At 72.8% G+C, this 19399-nt stretch carries 17 protein-coding genes; 11 read left to right on the plus strand and 6 right to left on the minus strand.

Annotation, left to right across the window (positions count from 1 at the left end):
• The first annotated feature begins 79 nt into the window (after positions 1-79).
• The 11 genes from allB to ACFWP2_RS07155 all read left to right on the plus strand — a co-directional run bounded on the left by allB (position 80) and on the right by ACFWP2_RS07155 (position 11828).
• Complete coding sequence (gene allB / locus ACFWP2_RS07105; protein ID WP_380449230.1) at positions 80-1471, plus strand: allantoinase AllB; 1392 nt, start codon at positions 80-82, stop codon at positions 1469-1471.
• A 10-nt stretch (positions 1472-1481) separates the two neighbouring features.
• Complete coding sequence (alc, locus tag ACFWP2_RS07110; protein ID WP_380449233.1) at positions 1482-2678, plus strand: allantoicase; 1197 nt, start codon at positions 1482-1484, stop codon at positions 2676-2678.
• A 146-nt stretch (positions 2679-2824) separates the two neighbouring features.
• Positions 2825-4285: a catalase gene (locus ACFWP2_RS07115; RefSeq protein ID WP_380449235.1), complete on the plus strand. Its 1461-nt coding sequence runs from the start codon at positions 2825-2827 to the stop codon at positions 4283-4285.
• A gap of 277 nt (positions 4286-4562) precedes the next feature.
• Complete coding sequence (locus ACFWP2_RS07120) at positions 4563-5294, plus strand: IclR family transcriptional regulator (protein WP_380449236.1); 732 nt, start codon at positions 4563-4565, stop codon at positions 5292-5294.
• 207 nt (positions 5295-5501) lie between these two features.
• Positions 5502-6419, plus strand: a complete 918-nt coding sequence (locus ACFWP2_RS07125) for a metal-dependent hydrolase (RefSeq protein WP_380449237.1) — start codon at positions 5502-5504, stop codon at positions 6417-6419.
• Positions 6420-6589: 170 nt separating this feature from the next.
• Positions 6590-7678, plus strand: a complete 1089-nt coding sequence (locus tag ACFWP2_RS07130) for a PDR/VanB family oxidoreductase (RefSeq protein ID WP_380449238.1) — start codon at positions 6590-6592, stop codon at positions 7676-7678.
• Between the two features lie 78 nt (positions 7679-7756).
• On the plus strand, positions 7757-8683 hold the full coding sequence (locus ACFWP2_RS07135; RefSeq protein ID WP_380449239.1) for a M24 family metallopeptidase: 927 nt from the start codon (positions 7757-7759) through the stop codon (positions 8681-8683).
• Positions 8680-10419: an SDR family oxidoreductase gene (locus ACFWP2_RS07140; protein ID WP_380449240.1), complete on the plus strand. Its 1740-nt coding sequence runs from the start codon at positions 8680-8682 to the stop codon at positions 10417-10419. The genes ACFWP2_RS07135 and ACFWP2_RS07140 overlap by 4 nt, the downstream gene beginning before the upstream one ends.
• A gap of 95 nt (positions 10420-10514) precedes the next feature.
• On the plus strand, positions 10515-10709 hold the full coding sequence (locus ACFWP2_RS07145; RefSeq protein WP_380449241.1) for a type II toxin-antitoxin system VapB family antitoxin: 195 nt from the start codon (positions 10515-10517) through the stop codon (positions 10707-10709).
• Positions 10706-11122, plus strand: coding sequence for a PIN domain nuclease (locus ACFWP2_RS07150; RefSeq protein WP_380449242.1), 417 nt, complete (start codon positions 10706-10708; stop codon positions 11120-11122). Before ACFWP2_RS07145 ends, ACFWP2_RS07150 begins: the two co-directional genes overlap by 4 nt.
• A gap of 85 nt (positions 11123-11207) precedes the next feature.
• Positions 11208-11828 (plus strand): LysE family translocator, encoded by a 621-nt coding sequence (locus ACFWP2_RS07155; RefSeq protein WP_380449243.1) that lies wholly within the window; start codon positions 11208-11210, stop codon positions 11826-11828.
• Between the two features lie 12 nt (positions 11829-11840).
• Here the strand turns inward: ACFWP2_RS07155 and ACFWP2_RS07160 are convergent, their stop codons facing one another.
• The 6 genes from ACFWP2_RS07160 to ACFWP2_RS07185 form a co-directional block, all read right to left on the minus strand.
• Positions 11841-12134 (minus strand): hypothetical protein, encoded by a 294-nt coding sequence (locus ACFWP2_RS07160; RefSeq protein WP_380449244.1) that lies wholly within the window; start codon positions 12132-12134, stop codon positions 11841-11843.
• A gap of 100 nt (positions 12135-12234) precedes the next feature.
• On the minus strand, positions 12235-13509 hold the full coding sequence (locus ACFWP2_RS07165) for an XdhC family protein (protein WP_380449245.1): 1275 nt from the start codon (positions 13507-13509) through the stop codon (positions 12235-12237).
• Positions 13510-13653: 144 nt separating this feature from the next.
• Positions 13654-15138, minus strand: coding sequence for an NCS2 family permease (locus tag ACFWP2_RS07170; protein ID WP_380449246.1), 1485 nt, complete (start codon positions 15136-15138; stop codon positions 13654-13656).
• A gap of 233 nt (positions 15139-15371) precedes the next feature.
• Positions 15372-17738: a xanthine dehydrogenase subunit D gene (gene pucD, locus ACFWP2_RS07175; RefSeq protein ID WP_380449247.1), complete on the minus strand. Its 2367-nt coding sequence runs from the start codon at positions 17736-17738 to the stop codon at positions 15372-15374.
• Positions 17735-18223: a (2Fe-2S)-binding protein gene (locus ACFWP2_RS07180; protein WP_380449248.1), complete on the minus strand. Its 489-nt coding sequence runs from the start codon at positions 18221-18223 to the stop codon at positions 17735-17737. Before ACFWP2_RS07180 ends, pucD begins: the two co-directional genes overlap by 4 nt.
• A complete protein-coding gene (locus tag ACFWP2_RS07185; protein ID WP_380449249.1) occupies positions 18220-19107 on the minus strand; it encodes an FAD binding domain-containing protein in 888 nt (295 codons plus the stop codon). Before ACFWP2_RS07185 ends, ACFWP2_RS07180 begins: the two co-directional genes overlap by 4 nt.
• Positions 19108-19399: the final 292 nt, after the last annotated feature.

Genomic DNA, 19399 nt, shown 5'->3' on the forward strand with positions numbered 1-19399 from the left:
AGGCAGGCCTAGGCTCCCGGCAATCCTTCACCTCCACCCGTGTCCCCGCGCCTCGACTCCCAGGTTTCGGAGGTCCCCCATGCCTTTCGGCCAGCCCACGGTGATCCGTTCCGGCCGGGCGGTCCTGCCCGACGGTGAGCGCCCCGCGGACGTGCTGATCCAGGACGGGACGATCGCCCGGACGGCCCCGCACGGCTCGCTCGCGGCCGCCGAGGGCGAGCTCGTCGACCTCGGCGACACCGCCCTGCTGCCCGGCCTGGTCGACACCCACGTGCACGTCAACGAGCCCGGCCGCACCGAGTGGGAGGGCTTCGCCGCCGCCACCCGGGCCGCCGCGGCCGGCGGCGTCACCACGATCATCGACATGCCGCTCAACTCGATCCCGCCCACCACCACGGTGGCGGGGCTGGCACTCAAGCGGAAGACCGCCGAGGGACAGGCCTGGGTCGACCTCGGCTTCTGGGGCGGCGCCGTCCCCGGCAACCTCGCCGACCTCGAACCGCTGTACCGGGAGGGCGTGTTCGGCTTCAAGAGCTTCCTCGCCCCCTCCGGGGTGGACGAGTTCCCGCACGTCGAGGCCGAGGACCTGGCGGCCGCGCTGGCCGAGCAGGCCCGGATCGGGGCGCTGGCGATCATCCACGCCGAGGACCCGGCCGTGCTCGCCGCCGCCCCGCAGCAACCCGGCGTCCACTACCGGGACTTCCTGGCCTCCCGGCCCGCCGACGCGGAGACCGCGGCCGTCGCCCGCCTGCTCGACACGGCCCGGCGCACCGGCGCCCGGGTGCACATCCTGCACGTCTCCTCCGCCGCCGTCCTGCCGCTGCTGCGGCAGGCCCGCGAGGACGGCGTACGGGTGAGCGCCGAGACCTGTCCGCACTACCTGACGCTCGCGGCCGAACAGGTGCCGGACGGCGGCACCGCGTTCAAATGCTGTCCGCCGATCCGCGACGAGTCCAACCGGGACGCCCTCTGGGAGGCCCTGGCGAACGGCGAGTTCATCGCCGTCGTCTCCGACCACTCGCCGTCCACCCCCGACCTCAAGCTGCTGCCCGAGTACGGCGGCAGCGGCGACTTCGCGGCCGCCTGGGGCGGCATCGCCTCGCTCCAGCTCGGCCTGCCGGCCGTCTGGACCGAGGCCCGCCGGCGCGGCCTCACCCTGGCCGACGTGGTGCGCTGGATGTCCGCAGGACCGGCCGAACTGGTCGGCCTCACCGGCACCAAGGGCGCCATCGCCGCCGGCCACGACGCGGACCTGGTCGCCTTCGACCCCGAGCGCGAGTTCGCCGTCCGGGCGAGCGGGCTGCACCACCGCAACCCGGTGACCCCGTACGCGGGCCGTACCCTCACCGGCGCGGTGCGCACCACCTGGCTGCGCGGCCGCCAGGTGGACCCCGCGGCCCGCCCCTTCGGCCGGCAGCTCGCCCGGCCCCACTCCCACCCCACCGTCACCACCCCGTCCGTACGCGCCTAAAGGAGAGTCAGTGACCACTGCCGACACCCCGAGTGCTCCCTTCACCGAGCTGGTCAACCTGGCCTCCCGACTGCTCGGCGCGGGCGTCGTCGCCACCAACGAGGACACCTTCGCGGACGCCGAGAACCTGCTGGTCGCCGAGCCGGCCGAGTTCCGCCCGCACACCTTCGGCCACAAGGGCCAGATCATGGACGGCTGGGAGTCCAAGCGCCGTCGCGGCGTCTCGGCCGAACGGCCGCACCCCACCGACGAGGACCACGACTGGACGATCGTCCGGCTCGGCGCCGCCGGGGTGGTCCACGGCGTGATCGTGGACACCGCCCACTTCACCGGCAACTACCCGGAGTCCGCCTCGGTCGAGGCCGCGTCCGTCCCCGGCCACCCCTCGCCCGAGGAGCTCCAGGACGCGCGGTGGGCCACGATCGTGCCGCGCACCGCGCTGAAGGGCGACACCGCCCACGGGTTCGCCGTCGCGGACGGCACCCGCTACACGCACGTGCGGCTGAACATCTTCCCGGACGGCGGCGTCGCCCGGCTGCGGGTGCACGGCGAGGTGCTGCCCGACCCGCGCGAACTGGACGGCCTCACCTTCGACCTGGCCGCCCAGGAGTACGGCGGCGTGGCCGAGGCGGCCTCCGACCGCTACTTCTCCTCCCCGCACAACCTGAACGCTCCCGGCCGTGCCACCGTCATGGGCGACGGTTGGGAGACCAGGCGTCGGCGCGACAAGGCCAACGACTGGGTGCAGATCGCCCTGGCCGGGGGCGGTGAGGTCCTGGCCGCCGAAGTGGACACCTCCTGCTTCGTCGCCAATGCCCCCGGCTGGGCCGACCTGATCGGCTTCGACGCCTCGACCGGGGCCGACCCGGCCGACGGCCCGTGGTTCGAACTCCTGCCCCGCACAAGGCTCCAGCCCGACACCCGGCACCGCTTCCGGCTCGACGCCGGCCGCCCGGTGACCCACGTGCGCATCAACGTCTACCCGGACGGCGGCCTGGCCCGCCTGCGGCTCACCGGCCGCCTCACCGAGGCCGGCCGCACGGCCCTCGTACGGCGCTGGTTCGACGCCCTCCCGGCCGCCGAGGCCGTCGCGGCCCTCACCGGGGCCGGAGTCGCCGCCGAGGAGGCCGCCGCGCTGACCGCCGCCCGCCCGGTGGCCGACCCGGCGACGGCCGCGACCGTCGTGCGGAGCCTGCTCGGCGGCTGACGGCACGCCGGGTCCCTCGCCGGAAACCCGTCCGAGCAGAGATCTGATGATCCGTCACATCACCCTGCGGGGAGGGCGATCCTTCGCATCGCCCTCCCCGCACCGCCCTCCCCGCACCGCCCTCATCGACATCCGAAGGACCCTCCATGCCCAAGATCCTGACCACGGAGTCCGGTGCCCCGGTCGCCGACAACCAGAACTCGGCCTCGGCCGGCGCGTACGGCCCGCTGCTGATCCAGGACCAGCAACTGCTGGAGAAACTGGCCCGGTTCAACCGCGAGCGCATCCCGGAGCGCGTCGTGCACGCCCGCGGCTCCGGCGCGTACGGCTACTTCGAGGTCACCGACGAGGTCGCGCGGTACACCCGGGCGGGCTTCCTCTCCGAGGTCGGCAAGCGCACCGAGGTCTTCCTGCGGTTCTCCACCGTGGCCGGGAACCTGGGCGCCGGCGACGCGGTGCGCGACCCGCGCGGCTTCGCGCTGAAGTTCTACACCGAGGACGGCAACTACGACCTCGTCGGCAACAACACCCCGGTGTTCTTCATCAAGGACCCGATCAAGTTCCCCGACTTCATCCACTCGCAGAAGCGCGACCCGTACACCGGCGTGCAGGAGGCGGACAACGTCTGGGACTTCTGGGCCCACTCGCCCGCCTCGACCCACCAGATCACCTGGCTGTTCGGCGACCGCGGCATCCCGGCCTCGTACCGCCACATGAACGGCTACGGCTCGCACACCTACCAGTGGGTCAACGCCGACGGCGACGCCTACTGGGTGAAGTACCACTTCAAGACCAACCAGGGCATCCGCTGCCTGGACGGCGACCAGGCCGCCGAGGTCGTCGGCGGCGACGCCGACTCGCACCAGCGCGACCTCCACCAGGCCATCGAGCGCGGAGTGTTCCCGTCCTGGACCCTCCATGTCCAGCTGATGCCGGTCGCCGAGGCCGCGGACTACCGCTTCAACCCCTTCGACCTCACCAAGGTCTGGCCGCACGCCGACTACCCGCTGGTCAAGGTCGGCCGCCTGGTCCTCAACCGGAACCCGGAGAACGTCTTCGCCGAGGTCGAGCAGGCCGCGTTCTCGCCGAACAACTTCGTGCCCGGCATCGGCCCGTCCCCGGACAAGATGCTCCAGGGCCGGCTGTTCGCCTACGCGGACGCCCAGCGCTACCGCCTCGGCGTCAACCACACCCAGCTGCCGGTGAACGCCCCGCGCGCCACCGTGGCCGACAACTACGGCCGGGACGGCCTGATGGCCGTCAACGGCGCCGGCCGCGGCAGGAACTACGAGCCCAACTCCTACGGCGGCCCGGCCCAGACCGGCGAAACGCTGTCCGCGCCGGTCGAGGTGACGGGCCGCACCGGCGCCTACCCCACCCCGGCGCACACCAAGGACGACGACTTCCTCCAGGCCGGCGAGCTGTACCGGCTGATGTCCGCCGGCGAGAAGACCCGCCTGATCGACAACATCGCGGGGTCCCTGGCGCAGGTCTCGCGCGACGACGTGGTGGAGAAGAACCTCGCCCACTTCCACGCGGCGGACGAGGAGTACGGCGCCCGACTGGCCGCCGTCGTCGCCGAGTTGCGTGCGGGTGACGAGGCCTGACGCAGACGGGGCAACGGGAGCGGCCCGGTTCTCCCCGATGCCCGGGTCCACACGGGTGGCAGCAGCCCGAACATCCCGTACCACTGATCCCCGGTGACCAGCGGATCCGGTGGCCGATCTCCACGGAGTGTTCACGGATATTCACGGACGGCAGCCGCCGGAGCCGCCGGGTCGATAGGCTGGTGCGTGCCCGCGGTCGCTCCGTGGGGGGACATCGGAAGGGGACGACATGTCGACACCAGCCCCGGGTCGTCACGCCGCTTTGGACCAGGGTCCGATGGGCCCGTTCACCTCCCTCCAGCACGCTCTCAGACTGCTGGAGGCGGTCGATCGCCACCCCGACGGCGCCACGCTGGTGGCCCTCGCCCGGGAGACCTCGCTCGGGCTGCCCACCGTGCGGCGGCTCGCCGAGATCCTGGAAGTGGAGGGCTACCTCCAGTGCCAGGACGGCGGTTGGCTGCTGGGCGGCACCTTCGCCCTGCTCGGCCAGCACAACCGGGAGCAGCTGGTGAAGGCCCGGCTCAACCGCAAGCTCGCCGAACTCCGGGACGAGTTGGGCGCCGCGGTGTACTTCGGCCGGTACCACGACGGCGAGTTGTCGGTGGAGGCGGTCTCGGCCGCCGACTACGCGCCGGCCGTGCAGGAGTGGGTGGACTTCCGGGCCACCGCGCACGCCAGCGCGATCGGCAAGTGCCTGCTCAGCCAGCTGGACGCGGACGCCCGGCGGGACCACCTCTCCCGGCACCCGGTCGCCCGGCTCACCTCCCGCACCGTCACCGACGCCGACCAGCTGATGCACCGGCTGGAGCGGCAGCCGGCCACGGTGCCGGTGCTGGACATCCAGGAGTACGCGCTCGGCACGGTGTGCGCGGCGGTGCCGATCACGGCGGGCAGCACGGTCGGCTGCCTGGCCACCTCGATGCCGGCGGACAGCATCCACAAGCTGAAGGCCGCCGCCGAGTTGCTGGCGGCCCGGGCGGCGCCGCTGATGCTGGCGATGGCGGTCTGACGGGAAGCCGACGGTCGCGCACATGAGTTCGAGGAGGCCCCGCCGGGAAACCGGTGGGGCTTCCCGCGTTTCCCGTGGTGTTCGCCGGTGCAAACCACTTATTAGACTCGATGTCGATAAGGGCCGCCGAAACCCTTGTCCTGGCGGCTACCCGCGAGTACGTTTCCCTGGAGCCGAGCCGCCGCCCCCAGGTCAGGAGGGCCTGCCATGCCCCGTTCCACCCCCGTCCCCGCCCTCGCCGCCCCCGCCGCGCGCGTGCACGACGGCCTCGTCCTGGAACCCCGGGACGTCCGCTTCGACTGGGCCCAGCTGCCACTGCACTGGATCCCGGACGAGCCGATGGCCACCCACGTCATCAACGTGCTGCACCTGCTGCTGCCCGAGGGCGAGCGGTGGTTCGTCAAGGTGTTCAAGGAGGCGCTGCCGCTCATCCGGGACGAGCAACTGCGCGAGGAGGTCCTCGGGTTCATCGGACAGGAGGCCATCCACGCCGAGGCGCACCAGGAGGTCCTGGACCACCTGCTCGGCCAGGGGCTCGACCCGAGGCCGTACGTCCGGCAGATCTCCTGGCTGTTCCAGCGCGTCCTGGGCGACAAGCCGGGGCTGACGCCGGCTCGGCGGCGGGAGAACGTCATCGAGCGGGTCGCCTTCATCGCGGCGATCGAGCACTTCACCGCCTTCCTCGGCAACTGGGCGCTCAACTCCCCGGGGCTGGACCGGGCCAAGGCCGACCCGACGATGCTGGACCTGCTGCGCTGGCACGGCGCGGAGGAGGTCGAGCACCGCAGCGTCGCCTACGACCTGATGGTCCACCTGGACCCGGGCTACCTGCGCCGGGTGCGCGGGATGGCGGTGTCCGGGCCGCTGCTGGTCCACCTCTGGGTGCGCGGGGCCCGCTTCCTGCTCGCCGCCGACCCCACCCTGCGGGGGCGGCTCAAGCCGACCTGGCGGGAGGCGGGCCGAATCGCCAAGCGCGGACTGCTGCCGGACCCGGTCAAGTCGATCCGCTCCGGGCTGCGGTACCTGCGGCCGGGCTACCACCCGACCCAGGAGGGTTCGTCCAGCCAGGCGCTGGGCTACCTGGCCACCTCCCCGGCGGCCCGCTCGGCCGCCGGGCGCGGGTGACGACCGGCGGATGACGGATGACGGATGACGGATTTCAGCGAACAGAAAACGTCATCTGTTCGCTGAAACCTGTTCGCTGAAATCTGAAACCTGTCAGCTGTTCGCCCCGCCGCCCCCGCCCTCGCCACCCCACCCCGCCGCCCCGCTCCCCACCCCGAGGACCCCGCCGGATGGACCTGCTCACCCCGCCCCCCGACCTCTACGGCCGCCCCCGCGCCGACGGCTTCATGCGCTGGCTGACCGCCTTCAGCGACCGCTACAGCCCGGCCCTCGGCGGCCCGCTGCTGCGCCGCAACCCCCGCCGTCCGCTCAGCCGCCCCACCCCGCCGCTCCAGCTGGTCGTCGTCGAGCGCCGCCGACTGGCCGCCGACGTCGTGGAGCTGCGGCTCGCCGACCCCTCCGGCGGCCCGCTGCCCGGCTGGCAGCCCGGTGCCCATCTGCGCCTCCTCCTGCCCTCCGGCCGCGAGCGCCACTACTCCCTCAGCGGCGACCCGGCTGACCGCACCGCCTACCGCATCGCCGTCCGGCGGCTGCCCGAGGGGGGCGGCGGGTCGGTCGAGGTCCACGATGCCCTGCACCCCGGTGCCCGGCTCACCGCCCGCCGTCCGCGCAACGGCTTCGCCTTCTGCGCCGAGCCCGCCGTCCTCCTGCTGGCCGGCGGCATCGGCATCACCCCGTTGCTCCCGATGGCCCGCGAGGCGCAGCGGCACGGCCTGGACTGGCGCCTGGTGCACGTCGGCCGCAGCGCCGACACCCTCCCGTACACGGACGAGCTGCGCGCCCTCGACCCGCGCCGGGTGGTGCTGCGCACCGACGACGAGCACGGCGGCGTCCCCACGGGGGCCGAGCTGCTCGCCCACGCTCCGCGCGGTGCCGCCGTCTACTGCTGCGGCCCGGCCCCGATGCTCACCGCCGTGCAGCGCGCCCTGGACGGCTCCCCGGCCGCAGCCCTGCACTTCGAGCGCTTCGGCGCGGCCCCGGTCGTCGACGGCGAGCCGTTCGCCGTCCGCCTCGGCGCCGACGGTCCGGCCCTCGACGTCCCCGCCGACCGCTCCGCCCTGGACGTGCTGCGCGAGGCCCGCCCGGACCTCCCGTACTCCTGTCACCAGGGCTTCTGCGGCACCTGCGAGGTCCGCGTGCTGGCCGGCTCGCCCGACCACCGGGACCGCCGCCTCACCCCCGAGCAGCGCGCCGCCGGTGCCCTGCTGCCCTGCGTCTCCCGGGCCGCCGAGGGCGAGACCCTCGTGCTCGACCTCTAGACCCTCGGCCTCTGGACCCTCGACCTCCAGACCCTCGACCTCTGGACCCTCGTGCTCGACCGCCAGAAGGAGCCCGCCATGGCGACAGCGCCCCCCGCCTTCCGCTACACCGAGCGCGACCTCGCCCGCTTCCGCGAGATCCAGCAGCTCGCCTACGACTGCGCCGAACAGGTCGCCGCCTGGATCGAACCCGGCGTCACCGAGCGGCAGGCCACCGCGGAGCTGCGCCGCCGCCTGGTCGCCTCCGGGGTGCAGGACTTCTTCCACGTCCCCTTCGCCTGGTTCGGTGACCGGACGGCGTTCCGGCACTTCCACACCCCGCTCCAGTTCTTCGCCGGCAACCGCCGCCTGGAGGTGGGCATGCCGTACGTGCTGGACTGCGCGCCCGTGGTGGACGGCTACACCGCCGACATCGGCTACGGCGGCAAGGTCGGCGAGAACCGGGTCTGGGACCGTCTGGCCGCCGACCTGAAGGTCTACCGCCGACTGATCCTCGACGAGGTGCGGGCCCGCAAGCCGCTCGCCGAGGTGTACGCGGCGGTGGACGCCCAGATCGCCGCGCACGGCTACGACAACCGCCACCAGGTCTACCCGGGCCGGGTGATCGGCCACCAGGTCACCCGCAACACCGCGCGCGGCCCGGCCGGCGTGAACGTCTTCGGCTTCGGGGTGCGCACCCTCCAGACCCTCGGACGCGAGCTCATCTCCGAGCGCCTGCACGGTCGTTCACCGCTCTGGGCGGACGGCCGGTCGTCCCGGCACGCGCCCACCCCGGGCCTGTGGGCGGTCGAGCCGCACATCGGCTTCCGCGGCGTGGGCATCAAGTTCGAGGAGTTGCTGGTGGTCACCGAGGACGACGCCTACTGGCTCGACGACGACCTCCCGCACGTCCGCCGCTGGACCGCCGAGACCGAACGGACCGCCGAGACCGAGCAGGCCGCCACGGCCCTGACCGTCACGGCCCCGACCGCCGCCGCGCCGACCACCCTGGAGGCCACCCGATGACGAGCCGCCCCCCGCACGCGGGCATCCGCCGCCGGACCGTCCGCTCCGGCGGCCTCCCGCTCGCCGTCTTCGAGCAGGGCGACCCGGACGCCCCCACCGTCCTCCTCGTGCACGGCTACCCCGACAGCCACGTCGTCTGGGACGACATCGCCGCCGACCTCGCCCGCGACCACCACGTGGTCCGCTACGACGTGCGCGGCGCCGGGGAGTCGGCCGCCCCCGCCGACCGCTCCGGCTACCGCCTGGAGCACCTCGCCGAGGACCTGTTCGCCGTCGCGGACGCCGTCAGCCCGGACCGCCCGGTGCACCTGGTCGCCCACGACTGGGGCTCAATCCAGTCCTGGGAGGCCGTCACCGCACCGGGCGCCGAGCGCCGGATCGCCTCGTACACCACCCTGTCCGGCCCCAGCCTGGACCACATGGGCCACTGGCTGCGTCACCGGCTGCGCCGCCCCACCCCCCGCCACCTCGGCCAACTGCTGCACCAGGGCCTGCACTCCTGGTACATCACCGCCTTCCACCTGCCCTACCTCGCCCCCGGCATCTGGCGCCTCGGCCTGGCCCGGGCCTGGCCGCGGGTGCTGCGCGACCTGGAGCACGTCACCCCGCGCGCCGACCACCCGCAGTCCACCCTGCGCCGCGACGCGGTCCGCGGCATCGAGCTGTACCGGGCCAACTTCCGCCCCACCCTGGGCAGTCCGCGCGAGCGGCCGACCGAGGTACCGGTCCAGCTGATCACCCTCACCCGGGACCGCTACGTCGGCACCTACCTCTCCGAGGGGCTGGAGCGCTGGGTGTCCGAACTGACCCGCAGGACGCTGCACGCCGGCCACTGGTCGGCGCTGCTGGAGAAGGGAGCCACCGTGGCCGGGATGGTCCGCGAGTTCACCACCCGCATCGAGGCGGGGCAGACCCGACCGGCCGAGGGGGACGGCCGACTGGTCGTGGTCACCGGCGGCGGCAGCGGCATCGGCCGGGCCACCGCGCTCGCCTTCGCCGAGGACGGCGCCCGGGTGGTGGTCTGCGACCTCGATCTCGCGGCCGCCGAGCGCACCGCCGAACTGGCCTCGCTGATCGGGCCGAAGGCGCACGCCTACCGGGTGGACGTCTCGGACGGCGCCGCGATGGACGCCTTCGCGCAGACCGTCGCCGCCGAGCACGGGGTGCCCGACGTGATGGTCAACAACGCCGGCGTCGGCCACTCCGGGACGTTCCTGCAGACCACCGAGAAGGAGTGGCAGCGGGTCCTGGACGTCAACCTCTGGGGCGTGATCCACGGTTGCCGCGCCTTCGGTGGCCTGATGGCCGAGCGCGACCAGGGCGGCCACATCGTCAACGTCTCCTCCGCCGCCGCGTACCTGCCCTCCAAGGCGCTCACCGCCTACGCCACCAGCAAGGCCGCGGTGTTCATGCTCTCCGACTGCCTGCGCGCCGAGTTCGTCGGCCACGGCATCGGCGTCTCCACGATCTGCCCCGGCATCGTCAACACCAACATCACCCGCACCTCCACCTTCTCCGCCACCACCTCCACCGAGCAGGCCGCCAAGCAGGCCCGGGCCGCGAAGCTCTACGCCCGCCGCGGCTTCCCCCCGGAGAAGGTCGCCGCCGCGATCCTCACCGCCGTCCGCACCGGCAGGCCCGTCGTCCCCGTCACCCCGGAGGCCAAGGCCGCCCGCTTCCTCTCCCGCCTCAGCCCCGGCCTGCTGCGCCTCGCCGCCCGCCTCAACGTCACCTGACCGGGTGAACAACGCCTGATCGGACCCTGTGGGTCTGCGATATCAAGTAACCTCGGCATTGATATCGCAGGCCCACTCCGCTTGGGAGGCCGACCATGGCCCGTACCGTGATAGACGTCAACGACGAACTGCTGGCCGAGGCCGCCGAGATCTTCGGTACGACCACCAAGGTCGCCACCGTCAACGCCGCTCTTGAGGATGCGGTGAAGCGCCGGAAGGGCCAGGAGTTCCTCGCCTGGCTCGCCGAGGGCGGGCTGCCCGATCTCACCGGGCCGGTGGAAAAGGGGTGAGCGAGCGCTTCCTGATCGACAAGTCGGCCTTCGCCCGCTATGCGAAACCTGCGGTCCGGTCTGTGGTCGAGCGATTGTTCAACGAGGGGCGGCTCGCGCTCTGCGGTGCCGTCGAGCTGGAGATCATGCACAGCGCCCGGTCCAAGGCCGACGCCCTCCAGATCCGGGACGGCCTGAGCGGCTTCGGCTGGCTGCCCACGCCCGACGAGGTGTGGGACCGGGCCATCGAGGTGCAGGCCCTCCTGACCTCGTCGGGCAACTGGCGGGCGCTGTCCGTGCCGGACCTCGTCATCGCGGCCACCGCCGAACGCCACGGGGCCACCGTGCTGCACTACGACGGTGACTTCGACATGATCGCCGCCGTCACCGGCCAGCCGACCGAGTGGGTCGTCCCCCCGGGGTCGGCGGACTGATACCCGGCGTACCACTGATACCCGGCGTACTGATGGGCGGCCGCCCTGGCAGGGGCCGTGCCGGGCTGTGAGAGCATCGAGGCCCATGGAGATGACAACGGCTCTGTGGTCCTTCGCCCTCGTCGTGGGGCTGCTCACGCTCACGCCCGGGCTCGACACCGCGCTGATCCTGCGGACCTCGGCGTTGGGGCGTCGCCGGCAGGCGTGGGGGGTCGTGCTGGGGATCCAGACCGGGACGCTGCTCTGGGGGACGCTGACCTCGGCCGGTGTGACGGCGCTGCTGACCGCCTCGCAGGTCGGGTACGAGATCCTGCGCTGGGCGGGCGCGGCCTACCTGGTGTGGATGGGCATCGGGATGCTGCGCAACCGTGGCGGCGAGGCGGCGGCCGAGGCGGAGCCGGAGGACGGCGGGTTCGCGCACGGCTGGCGGCGGGGCACCCTGACCAACCTGCTGAATCCCAAGGTCGGGGTCTTCTACGTGGCCGTGCTGCCGCAGTTCATCCCGGCCGGGGCCCCGCACTTCGCCGCCGGCGTGGCACTGACCTGCGTGCACGTCCTGGAGGGCCTGCTCTGGTCGACGGTCCTGGTGGGCTTCGCCCAGGTGCTGCGCGGCTGGCTGCGCCGGCCGGCCGCCCGGCGGCTGATGGACCGGGTGACCGGCGCGGTCGTGGTGGGCTTCGGCGTGAAGCTGGCGCTGAGCGACTGAGCCGGTCCGTCCTCAGCCGCTGAGCCGCCCGAGCCCCTCCAGGAGTTCGTCGGCGTTCATGCAGGGGTGGATGTCGACGGTGGCGTTGAGCTGTAGCCAGAACGGCTCGGCGAGGGACGGTATCGAGGCCTCGTCCGCGATGTCGACGACGAAGACCATGGCTCGGCGCCCGTTGCGGCTGAGGAAGTAGGCCGCCTCCGGCTTGAGTTGGGCGAGGGTCTGCTGGATTCCCTCGGCGATCGTTCCATCGGTGATGAGCTTGTTCGAGGTCGCCGTGTCGAGTTCGACCTCCAGCAGGGCACGCATGATCCCTGCTCCTTCCCCGGGCTCGGGGCGAGTCCGCAACTCCAGCCTCCCGCCGTGCCGGTGGCCACGCAACGTGTACGGCGCCGAGGCCGCTCCCGTCTCAGGCCGCGTGCGTACGGGGTGTCGGGCCCTCGGCCGCGCCTGCCTCGACACCCTCGGTTCCCGTGTGCGACAGATCGTGGTGGACGAGCCCGTCGTGCTGTACGAGCCCGTCGTGGCGGTCGGGCTCGTCGCGGTCGGGCCCGTCGTGGTGGATCGGCCCGTCCGAGGCGCTCAGCGGCAGGCAGCTGCCGCCCCGCCGGTGGGCGACGATCTCGGCGGCGACGGACACCGCCGTCTCCTCCGGGGTGCGCGAGCCGAGGTCCAGGCCGATCGGGGAGCGCAGCCGGGCCAGTTCGGCTTCGGTGAGCCCCGCTTCGCGCAGCCGGGCCACCCGTTCCCGGTCGGTGCGGCGCGAGCCCATCGCGCCGACGTAGCCGACCGGCAGCCGCAGGGCGCGCTCCAGCAGCGGGATGTCGAACTTGGCGTCGTGGGTGAGCACGCAGAGCACGGTGCGCCCGTCGATCCGGCCGAGCTGGGAGTCCAGGTAGCGGTGCGGCCAGTCGACCACCACCTCGTCGGCGTCGGGGAAGCGACGCGCGGTGGCGAAGACGGGCCGGGCGTCGCAGACGGTCACGTGGTAGCCCAGGAACTTGCCGATCCGCACCACCGCGGCCGCGAAGTCGATCGCCCCGAACACCAGCATCCGCGGCGCCGGCACGTACGACTCGACGAAGCAGGTGACGGTGCCGTGCCCGTGTTCGTCGCAGGGGCGTCCGTCGAGGCCGAGCACCAGTCGGCCGGTGCGTCCGGCCTCCAGCATCGCCCGGGCCTGGGCGACGATGGCCCGTTCCAGGCCGCCGACGGTGGAGGGCGTCGGCGAGAGCGCGCCGGCGACGCCGTCGGCGGTGACCGCCAGCGTGGCCCCGACCAGGGCGCCCGGCCCGGCGATCACCCGCACCAGCGCCACCGGCGTGCCGGCCGCGATGTGGGCGATCCCGGTGTCCAGCCCGGCGTCGGCGCCCGGCACCACCGGCTGGACGAACACGTCCAGGACGCCGCCGCAGGTCAGCCCCACCGCGAAGGCGTCCTCGTCGCTGTACCCGAAGCGCTCCAGCGCCGGCTCGCCGCTCGCGATGGCGGCTTGGCAGAGCTCGTACACCGCGCCCTCGACGCACCCGCCGGAGACGCTGCCGACGGCCTCGCCGTAAGCGTCCACGGCCAGCGCCGCCCCGGGGTCGCGCGGAGCGCTGCCGGAGACGCCGACCACGGTGGCCACGGCGAAGGAGCGCCCGGACGCGTGCCAGGCCCGCAGCTGCTCGGCGATGTCCTGCATGGGGAGGCTCCTTACACGGTTTCGACAGTAGCGGGAGACGCCGCCGTACGGGAAACGATCGCGTACGGCGGCGGTGGTGGCCAAGGGCGTTCGCGCGAGCCGGCGGTTCCCGCGCGGCGTTCCCGACCGCCGAGGCCGGAACGGCTACCGCACGCCCAGCCAGGACTTGACCGGAGTGATCGCGAAGTACACCACGAACACCGCGGTGAGGATCCACATCAGCGGCCCGGGCTCGCGCCGGCGCCCGAGCCCGGCCTTGATGACGGTGTACGAGACGACGCCGGCCGCGACGCCCGCCGTGATGCTGTACGTGAACGGCATCAGCGTGCAGGTGAGGAAGGCCGGGACGGCCACCTCGCGGTCGGACCAGTCGATGTGCCGGGCCTGGCTCATCATCATCGAGCCGATCACGACCAGGGCGGCCGAGGCCACTTCGACCGGGACGATCCCGGCGATCGGCGAGAGGAACAGCATCAGTGCGAACAGGGCGCCGGTGACGGTGGAGGCGAGTCCGGTGCGGGCGCCGTCGCCGACGCCGGTGGCGGACTCGACGAAGACGGTCTGCCCGGAGGCGCCCGCCAGGCCGCCGACCGCGCCGCCCGCGCCGTCGATCAGCAGCGCCTTGGACAGCCCGGGCATCCGGCCCTGCCGGTCGGCCAGTCCGGCCTCGGTGCCGACGCCGATGATGGTGGCCATCGCGTCGAAGAAGCCGGCGAGCACCAGGGTGAACACCGCGACCGAGGCGCTGATCGCGCCCATGCCGTGACCGCCGAAGGCGCCGAACAGGTCGACGTCGCCGAACAGGCTGAAGTCGGGTGCGGAGACCGGACTGCCGGGCCAGACCGGCACCGAGTTCTTCCACGCCCCGGCGGGCACGTGCGCGGCCCGGTTGACGATCATCGCGAGCGCGGTGCCGCCGGCGACGCCGATCAGGATCGCGCCGCGGACGCCGCGCGCCATCAGCACGAAGATCGCCAGCAGGGTGACGCAGAAGAGCAGCACCGGCCAGCCGGCCAGCTCTCCGGTGGGGCCGAGCGAGAGCGGGGTGGGACCGCCGGTGTGCATGAACCCGGCCTTGTGGAGGCCGATCACCGTGACGAACAGGCCGATGCCGATGGTGATGGCGTGCTTGAGCGGCAGCGGGATGCCGTTCATGATCCTCTCGCGCAGCCCGGAGACGACCAGCAGCACGATCAGCAGGCCGTAGACCACGCACAGGCCCATGGCCTGGGCCCAGGTGGTGTGCGGGACGACCAGTGCGGAGACGGCACCGGAGACGGAGAGGCCCGCGGCGAGGGCGAGCGGCACGTTGCCGACCAGGCCCATCAGGACGGTGGTGACGGCGGCGGCCAGCGCGGTGGCGGTGGTCAGCGCGGCGTGGTCCAGCTTGGCGCCGGTGGCGTCCGCGCCGCTCAGGATGAGCGGGTTGAGCAGGATGATGTACGCCATCGCCATGAAGGTCGTGAGTCCGCCGCGCAGTTCGTCGGCGAGGGTCGATCCCCGGGCCGAGATCTTGAAGTAGGCGTCCAGTGCGCCGGTGGGGCGTGCTGCCGCGGACGAGGGGTGGGTGTCGTCCGCGGCGGGTCTGTCTGCTTCGGTGGTGCCGGGCTCCGTGGGGATCCGGTTCATGTCCACTCCCAAGTGTCAAAGGGGGTTGGGGTGGGCGAGCCGACCTGACTGCCAGTCAACGAAGTTGGCACAGGGGGACGTCATCGACTCACTGGGGCACTCCGTGGGGGAGTGCCGGCGGGTGGGTTGAGGTGGTGCGCACCACTGCGGTGCCCCGGCGTGGGCAGGGCAGCGGGCGGGTGTCCCGGGGCGGCGGGGAAGAAGGGCGCCGCCCCGGGGATGAACTCGGGCTGTCAGCCCGGCTGTTCGGTGGTCAGGTGCTCGGGCCGGACCGGGATCCGGTTGAGCGCCAGTCCGGTGGCGTTGCGGATGGCGGCCACGATGGAGGGCGTCGCCGAGACGGTCGGCGCCTCGCCGACCCCGCGCAGTCCGTACGGTGCGTTGGGGTCGGGCAGTTCGAGAATCTCCACCGGGATCGGCGGGGTGTCCAGGATGGTGGGGATCAGGTAGTCGGTGAAGGAGGCGTTGCGCACCTTGCCGTCCCGCACGATGATCTCCTCCATCACCGCGAGGCCGAGCGCCTGGGTGCAGCCGCCCTGGATCTGGCCGACCACGGAGAGCGGGTTGAGCGCCTTGCCGACGTCCTGGACGGCGGTGAGCTCGACCACCTTGACCAGGCCCAGCTCCACGTCCACGTCCACCACCGCGCGGTTGGCGCAGAAGGTGTACTGGACGTGGCCGAAGCCCTGGCCGGTCTCCTTGTCGAAGGGCCGGGTGGGCCGGTGGTGGTGCTCGCGGGTCTGCTCGATGGCGTCGTCGCCGAGCAGGTCGACGATGGACACCAGCGCGCCGGACCGGGCCGAGACCACCTTGCCGCCGGCCAGCAGCAGGTCGTCGTGGGTCCAGCCGTAGCGCCGGCGTCCCCGGTCGAGCAGTTCCCGGCGCACCGCCTCGGCGGCCAGCTTCACCGCCCCGCCGGTCATGTACGTCTGGCGCGAGGCGGAGGTCGAACCGGCCGACCCCACCTCGGTGTTGGCCGGGTGGATGGTGACCTGCTCGACGCCCAGCTCGGTGCGGGCGATCTGGGCGTGCACGGTGACGCCGCCCTGGCCGACCTCGGCCGCCGCGGTGTGCACCATGGCGACCGGCTCGCCGCCGATCACCTCCAGCCGCACCCGGGCGGTGGAGTAGTCGTCGAAGCCCTCGGAGAAGCCGACGTTCTTGATGCCGACCGAGTAGCCGACGCCGCGCACGATCCCCTCGCCGTGCGAGGTGTTGGACAGCGCGCCGGGCAGCCGGCGCACGTCCGGGTGCTCGGTGTCCAGCGGCGGCGGCAGCGGCATCTCCTTGGCCCGACGTAGCAGTTCGGCCACCGGCGCGGGTGCGTCGATCTGCTGCCCGGTGGGCATGAAGTCGCCCTGCGAGACGGCGTTGAGCTGCCTCAACTCCACCGGGTCCATGCCCAGTTCGGCGGCCAGCTTGTCCATCTGCGACTCGTAGCCGAACGCCGCCTGCACCGCGCCGAAGCCACGCATCGCCCCGCAGGACGGGTTGTTGCTGTACAGCGCGAGGGCGTGCATCCGCACGTTCGGGATGACGTACGGGCCGTTCCCGAGCGAGGCCGCGTTGCCGACCACGGCGGGGGAGGCGGAGGCGTAGGCGCCGCCGTCCAGCACGATCCGGCAGTCGGCGAAGACCAGCCTGCCGTCCCGGGTGGCGCCGTGCTCGTAGTGCATCCGCGCCGGGTGGCGGTGCACGTGGCCGAAGAAGGACTCGTCCCGGGAGTAGACGATCTTGACCGGCTTGCCGGTGCGCAGGGCCAGCAGGCAGGCGTGGATCTGCATCGACAGGTCCTCGCGGCCGCCGAACGCTCCGCCGACGCCGGCCAGGGTGAGCCGGACCTTCTCCTCCGGCAGGTCGAGCACCGGTGCCATCTGCCGGCGGTCGACGTGCAGCCACTGGGTGGCGATGTAGAGGTCGACGCCGCCGTCCTCGGCGGGCACCGCGAGGCCGGACTCCGGGCCGAGGAAGGCCTGGTCCTGCATGCCGACCTCGTAGTCGCCGCTGACGATCACGTCCGCCAGCGCCCGCACCTCGTCGGTCACGCCGAGGCCCGAGACCAGCCGCTGCTCGTGGCAGATGTTGCCGTACGCGTGGGACTTGTACTCGTGCGGCTCGTGCACGTACCCGTGGGTCTCCGGGTCGAGGCACTGCTCCTCGGTGACGATCGGGGTGAGCACCTCGTACTCGACCGCGATCTTCTCCACCGCGCGGCGGGCCGTCTCCGGGTGGTCGGCGGCGACGAGGGCGATCGCCTCGCCGTGGTACCGGATCTTGTCGATGGCCAGGGCCGGCTGGTCCTGGATCTCCAGGCCGTAGTACTTCGAGCCGGGGATGTCCTCGTGCGTCAGCACCGCGTACACCCCGGGCACCTTGAGCGCCTCGGAGATGTCCACCGAGAGGATGTTCGCCCGGGGGTGCGGCGAGCGCAGCGCCATGCCCCAGAGCATGTCCTCGTGCCACAGGTCGGAGGAGTAGGCGAACTCGCCCCGGACCTTCAGGTTGCCGTCCGGGCGCAGCGGGGAGCCGCCGATGCCGTCCTTGGACGCCTGGTTGATGTTCTGGAGGTTCTTCTGCCCCTGGATCGTCCTGCTGCTCACCGGGCACCGTCCGTCCCCGCGCACGTGCGGGCCGAGGCCAGCCGCACCGCGTCCATGATCTTCTCGTAGCCGGTGCAGCGGCACAGGTTGCCGGACAGCGCCTCGCGGATGTCGTCGTCGCTGGGCTGCGGGTCGTCCGCCAGCAGCGCGTCGGTCTGCACCAGCAGGCCGGGGGTGCAGAAGCCGCACTGGACGGCGCCGGCGTCGACGAACGCCTGCTGGACCAGGCTCAGTTCGCCGTCCTCCGTGCCCAGGCCCTCGACCGTGCGCACCTCGCGGTCCTGCACCTGGCCGGCCGCGACCAGGCAGGAGCAGACCGGGACGCCGTCCAGGTAGACCGTGCAGGAGCCGCACTCGCCCTGCTCGCAGGCGTTCTTCGAGCCCGGCAGGCCCACCCGCTCGCGCAGGACGTACAGCAGGCTCTCGCCCTCCCACACGTCGTCGGCCTCGACCGGCTTGCCGTTGGCGGTGAAAGTGACCCTCATGCCGCGCTCCTGATCTGCTTGCCGTAGTCGTTCCAGGTCCAGGTGAGGGTGCGGCGGGCCATCACGGCGAGCGCGTGCCGGCGGTAGTCGGCGGTGCCCCGGACGTCGTCGATCGGCGAGGCCGCGGCCTTCACCAGCTCGCCGAAGCGCTGGACCACCTCGGCGCCCAGCAGCTCCCCGGACTCCCACAGGCCGCGCTCGGCGAGTACGCCCCGGAGGTACTCCTCGGCCTCGACGGCGCGGCGCGGCGTGGGGGCGGCCGAGCCGATGCCGGTGCCGACGGTTCCGCTGCGCGGGTGCAGGGCGAAGCCGAACGCGCAGACCGCGATCACCATGGCGTTGCGGGTGCCGATCTTCGAGAACTGCTGCGGCCCGTCCGCCACCGGGATGCGCACGGCCCGGATCAGCTCGTCGGCCTCCAGGCAGTTGCGCTTCACCCCGACGTAGAAGTCGTCGATCGGGATCAGCCGGGTGCCGCGCACCGAGGCCGCCTCCACGAACACGTCCCGTCCGGCCGCCAGCAGCGCCGGGTGCGAGTCACCGGCCGGGGAGGCCGCGCCGAGGTTGCCGCCGACGCTGCCGCGGTTGCGGATCTGCGGCGAGCCGACAGTGCGGGCCGCCAGCGCCAGCCCGGGCAGCGGACCGGACAGCTCCGCGATGATCCGGGTGTACGGGACCGCGGCACCGAGCCTCACGACGCCGTCGTCGTTCGACCATTCGGTGAGCTCGGTGATGCGGTTCAGGTCGAGGATCGCGGATGGCCGGTGCACGTCGAAGTTCAGCTCGACCATGACGTCCGTACCGCCCGAGAGGGGCAGCGCGGTCGGGTACTCGGCCTTCGCCGCGAGTGCCTCGTCCCAGGCGGCGGGCCGAAGGAACTCCATGCGGGTTTCTCCTCAAGTCGTCGCCCGCCGGGTGCCCGGCGGCGTGTCGCCCAGTGAACCGCTGTGACGCGGCCCACTGGCAGTCACCGATGGCATGAAGCCCCGGCTGTGAGCCCGCCCGGCATCCTGTACGTTCCTCTAAGGAGGAGAATCTCGCAGCCCAGGTGTTCGCCGGGTGCTACCTACGACCGTAATCCGGCCCTGACGCGAGGGCTACGGACCCGCGCACACGCCCGCTCGGCCAGGCCCTATCGTTACCCCTTCGTCCCTCCCCCCAAGCCTTCGCCCCTTC

This window comes from Kitasatospora sp. NPDC058444, assembly GCF_042721415.1.
Classification (GTDB): domain Bacteria; phylum Actinomycetota; class Actinomycetes; order Streptomycetales; family Streptomycetaceae; genus Kitasatospora.

What these genes read in the sequence shown, in the direction of transcription:
- allB (WP_380449230.1), top strand. Translation starts at nt 80, where the DNA reads ATGCCTTTCGGCCAGCCCACGGTGATCCGTTCCGGCCGGGCGGTCCTG.
- ACFWP2_RS07115 (WP_380449235.1), top strand. Translation starts at nt 2,825, where the DNA reads ATGCCCAAGATCCTGACCACGGAGTCCGGTGCCCCGGTCGCCGACAAC.
- ACFWP2_RS07120 (WP_380449236.1), top strand. Translation starts at nt 4,563, where the DNA reads ATGGGCCCGTTCACCTCCCTCCAGCACGCTCTCAGACTGCTGGAGGCG.
- ACFWP2_RS07125 (WP_380449237.1), top strand. Translation starts at nt 5,502, where the DNA reads ATGCCCCGTTCCACCCCCGTCCCCGCCCTCGCCGCCCCCGCCGCGCGC.
- ACFWP2_RS07130 (WP_380449238.1), top strand. Translation starts at nt 6,590, where the DNA reads ATGGACCTGCTCACCCCGCCCCCCGACCTCTACGGCCGCCCCCGCGCC.
- ACFWP2_RS07135 (WP_380449239.1), top strand. Translation starts at nt 7,757, where the DNA reads ATGGCGACAGCGCCCCCCGCCTTCCGCTACACCGAGCGCGACCTCGCC.
- ACFWP2_RS07140 (WP_380449240.1), top strand. Translation starts at nt 8,680, where the DNA reads ATGACGAGCCGCCCCCCGCACGCGGGCATCCGCCGCCGGACCGTCCGC.
- ACFWP2_RS07145 (WP_380449241.1), top strand. Translation starts at nt 10,515, where the DNA reads ATGGCCCGTACCGTGATAGACGTCAACGACGAACTGCTGGCCGAGGCC.
- ACFWP2_RS07155 (WP_380449243.1), top strand. Translation starts at nt 11,208, where the DNA reads ATGGAGATGACAACGGCTCTGTGGTCCTTCGCCCTCGTCGTGGGGCTG.
- ACFWP2_RS07160 (WP_380449244.1), bottom strand. Translation starts at nt 12,134, where the DNA reads ATGCGTGCCCTGCTGGAGGTCGAACTCGACACGGCGACCTCGAACAAG.
- ACFWP2_RS07165 (WP_380449245.1), bottom strand. Translation starts at nt 13,509, where the DNA reads ATGCAGGACATCGCCGAGCAGCTGCGGGCCTGGCACGCGTCCGGGCGC.
- ACFWP2_RS07170 (WP_380449246.1), bottom strand. Translation starts at nt 15,138, where the DNA reads ATGAACCGGATCCCCACGGAGCCCGGCACCACCGAAGCAGACAGACCC.
- ACFWP2_RS07180 (WP_380449248.1), bottom strand. Translation starts at nt 18,223, where the DNA reads ATGAGGGTCACTTTCACCGCCAACGGCAAGCCGGTCGAGGCCGACGAC.
- ACFWP2_RS07185 (WP_380449249.1), bottom strand. Translation starts at nt 19,107, where the DNA reads ATGGAGTTCCTTCGGCCCGCCGCCTGGGACGAGGCACTCGCGGCGAAG.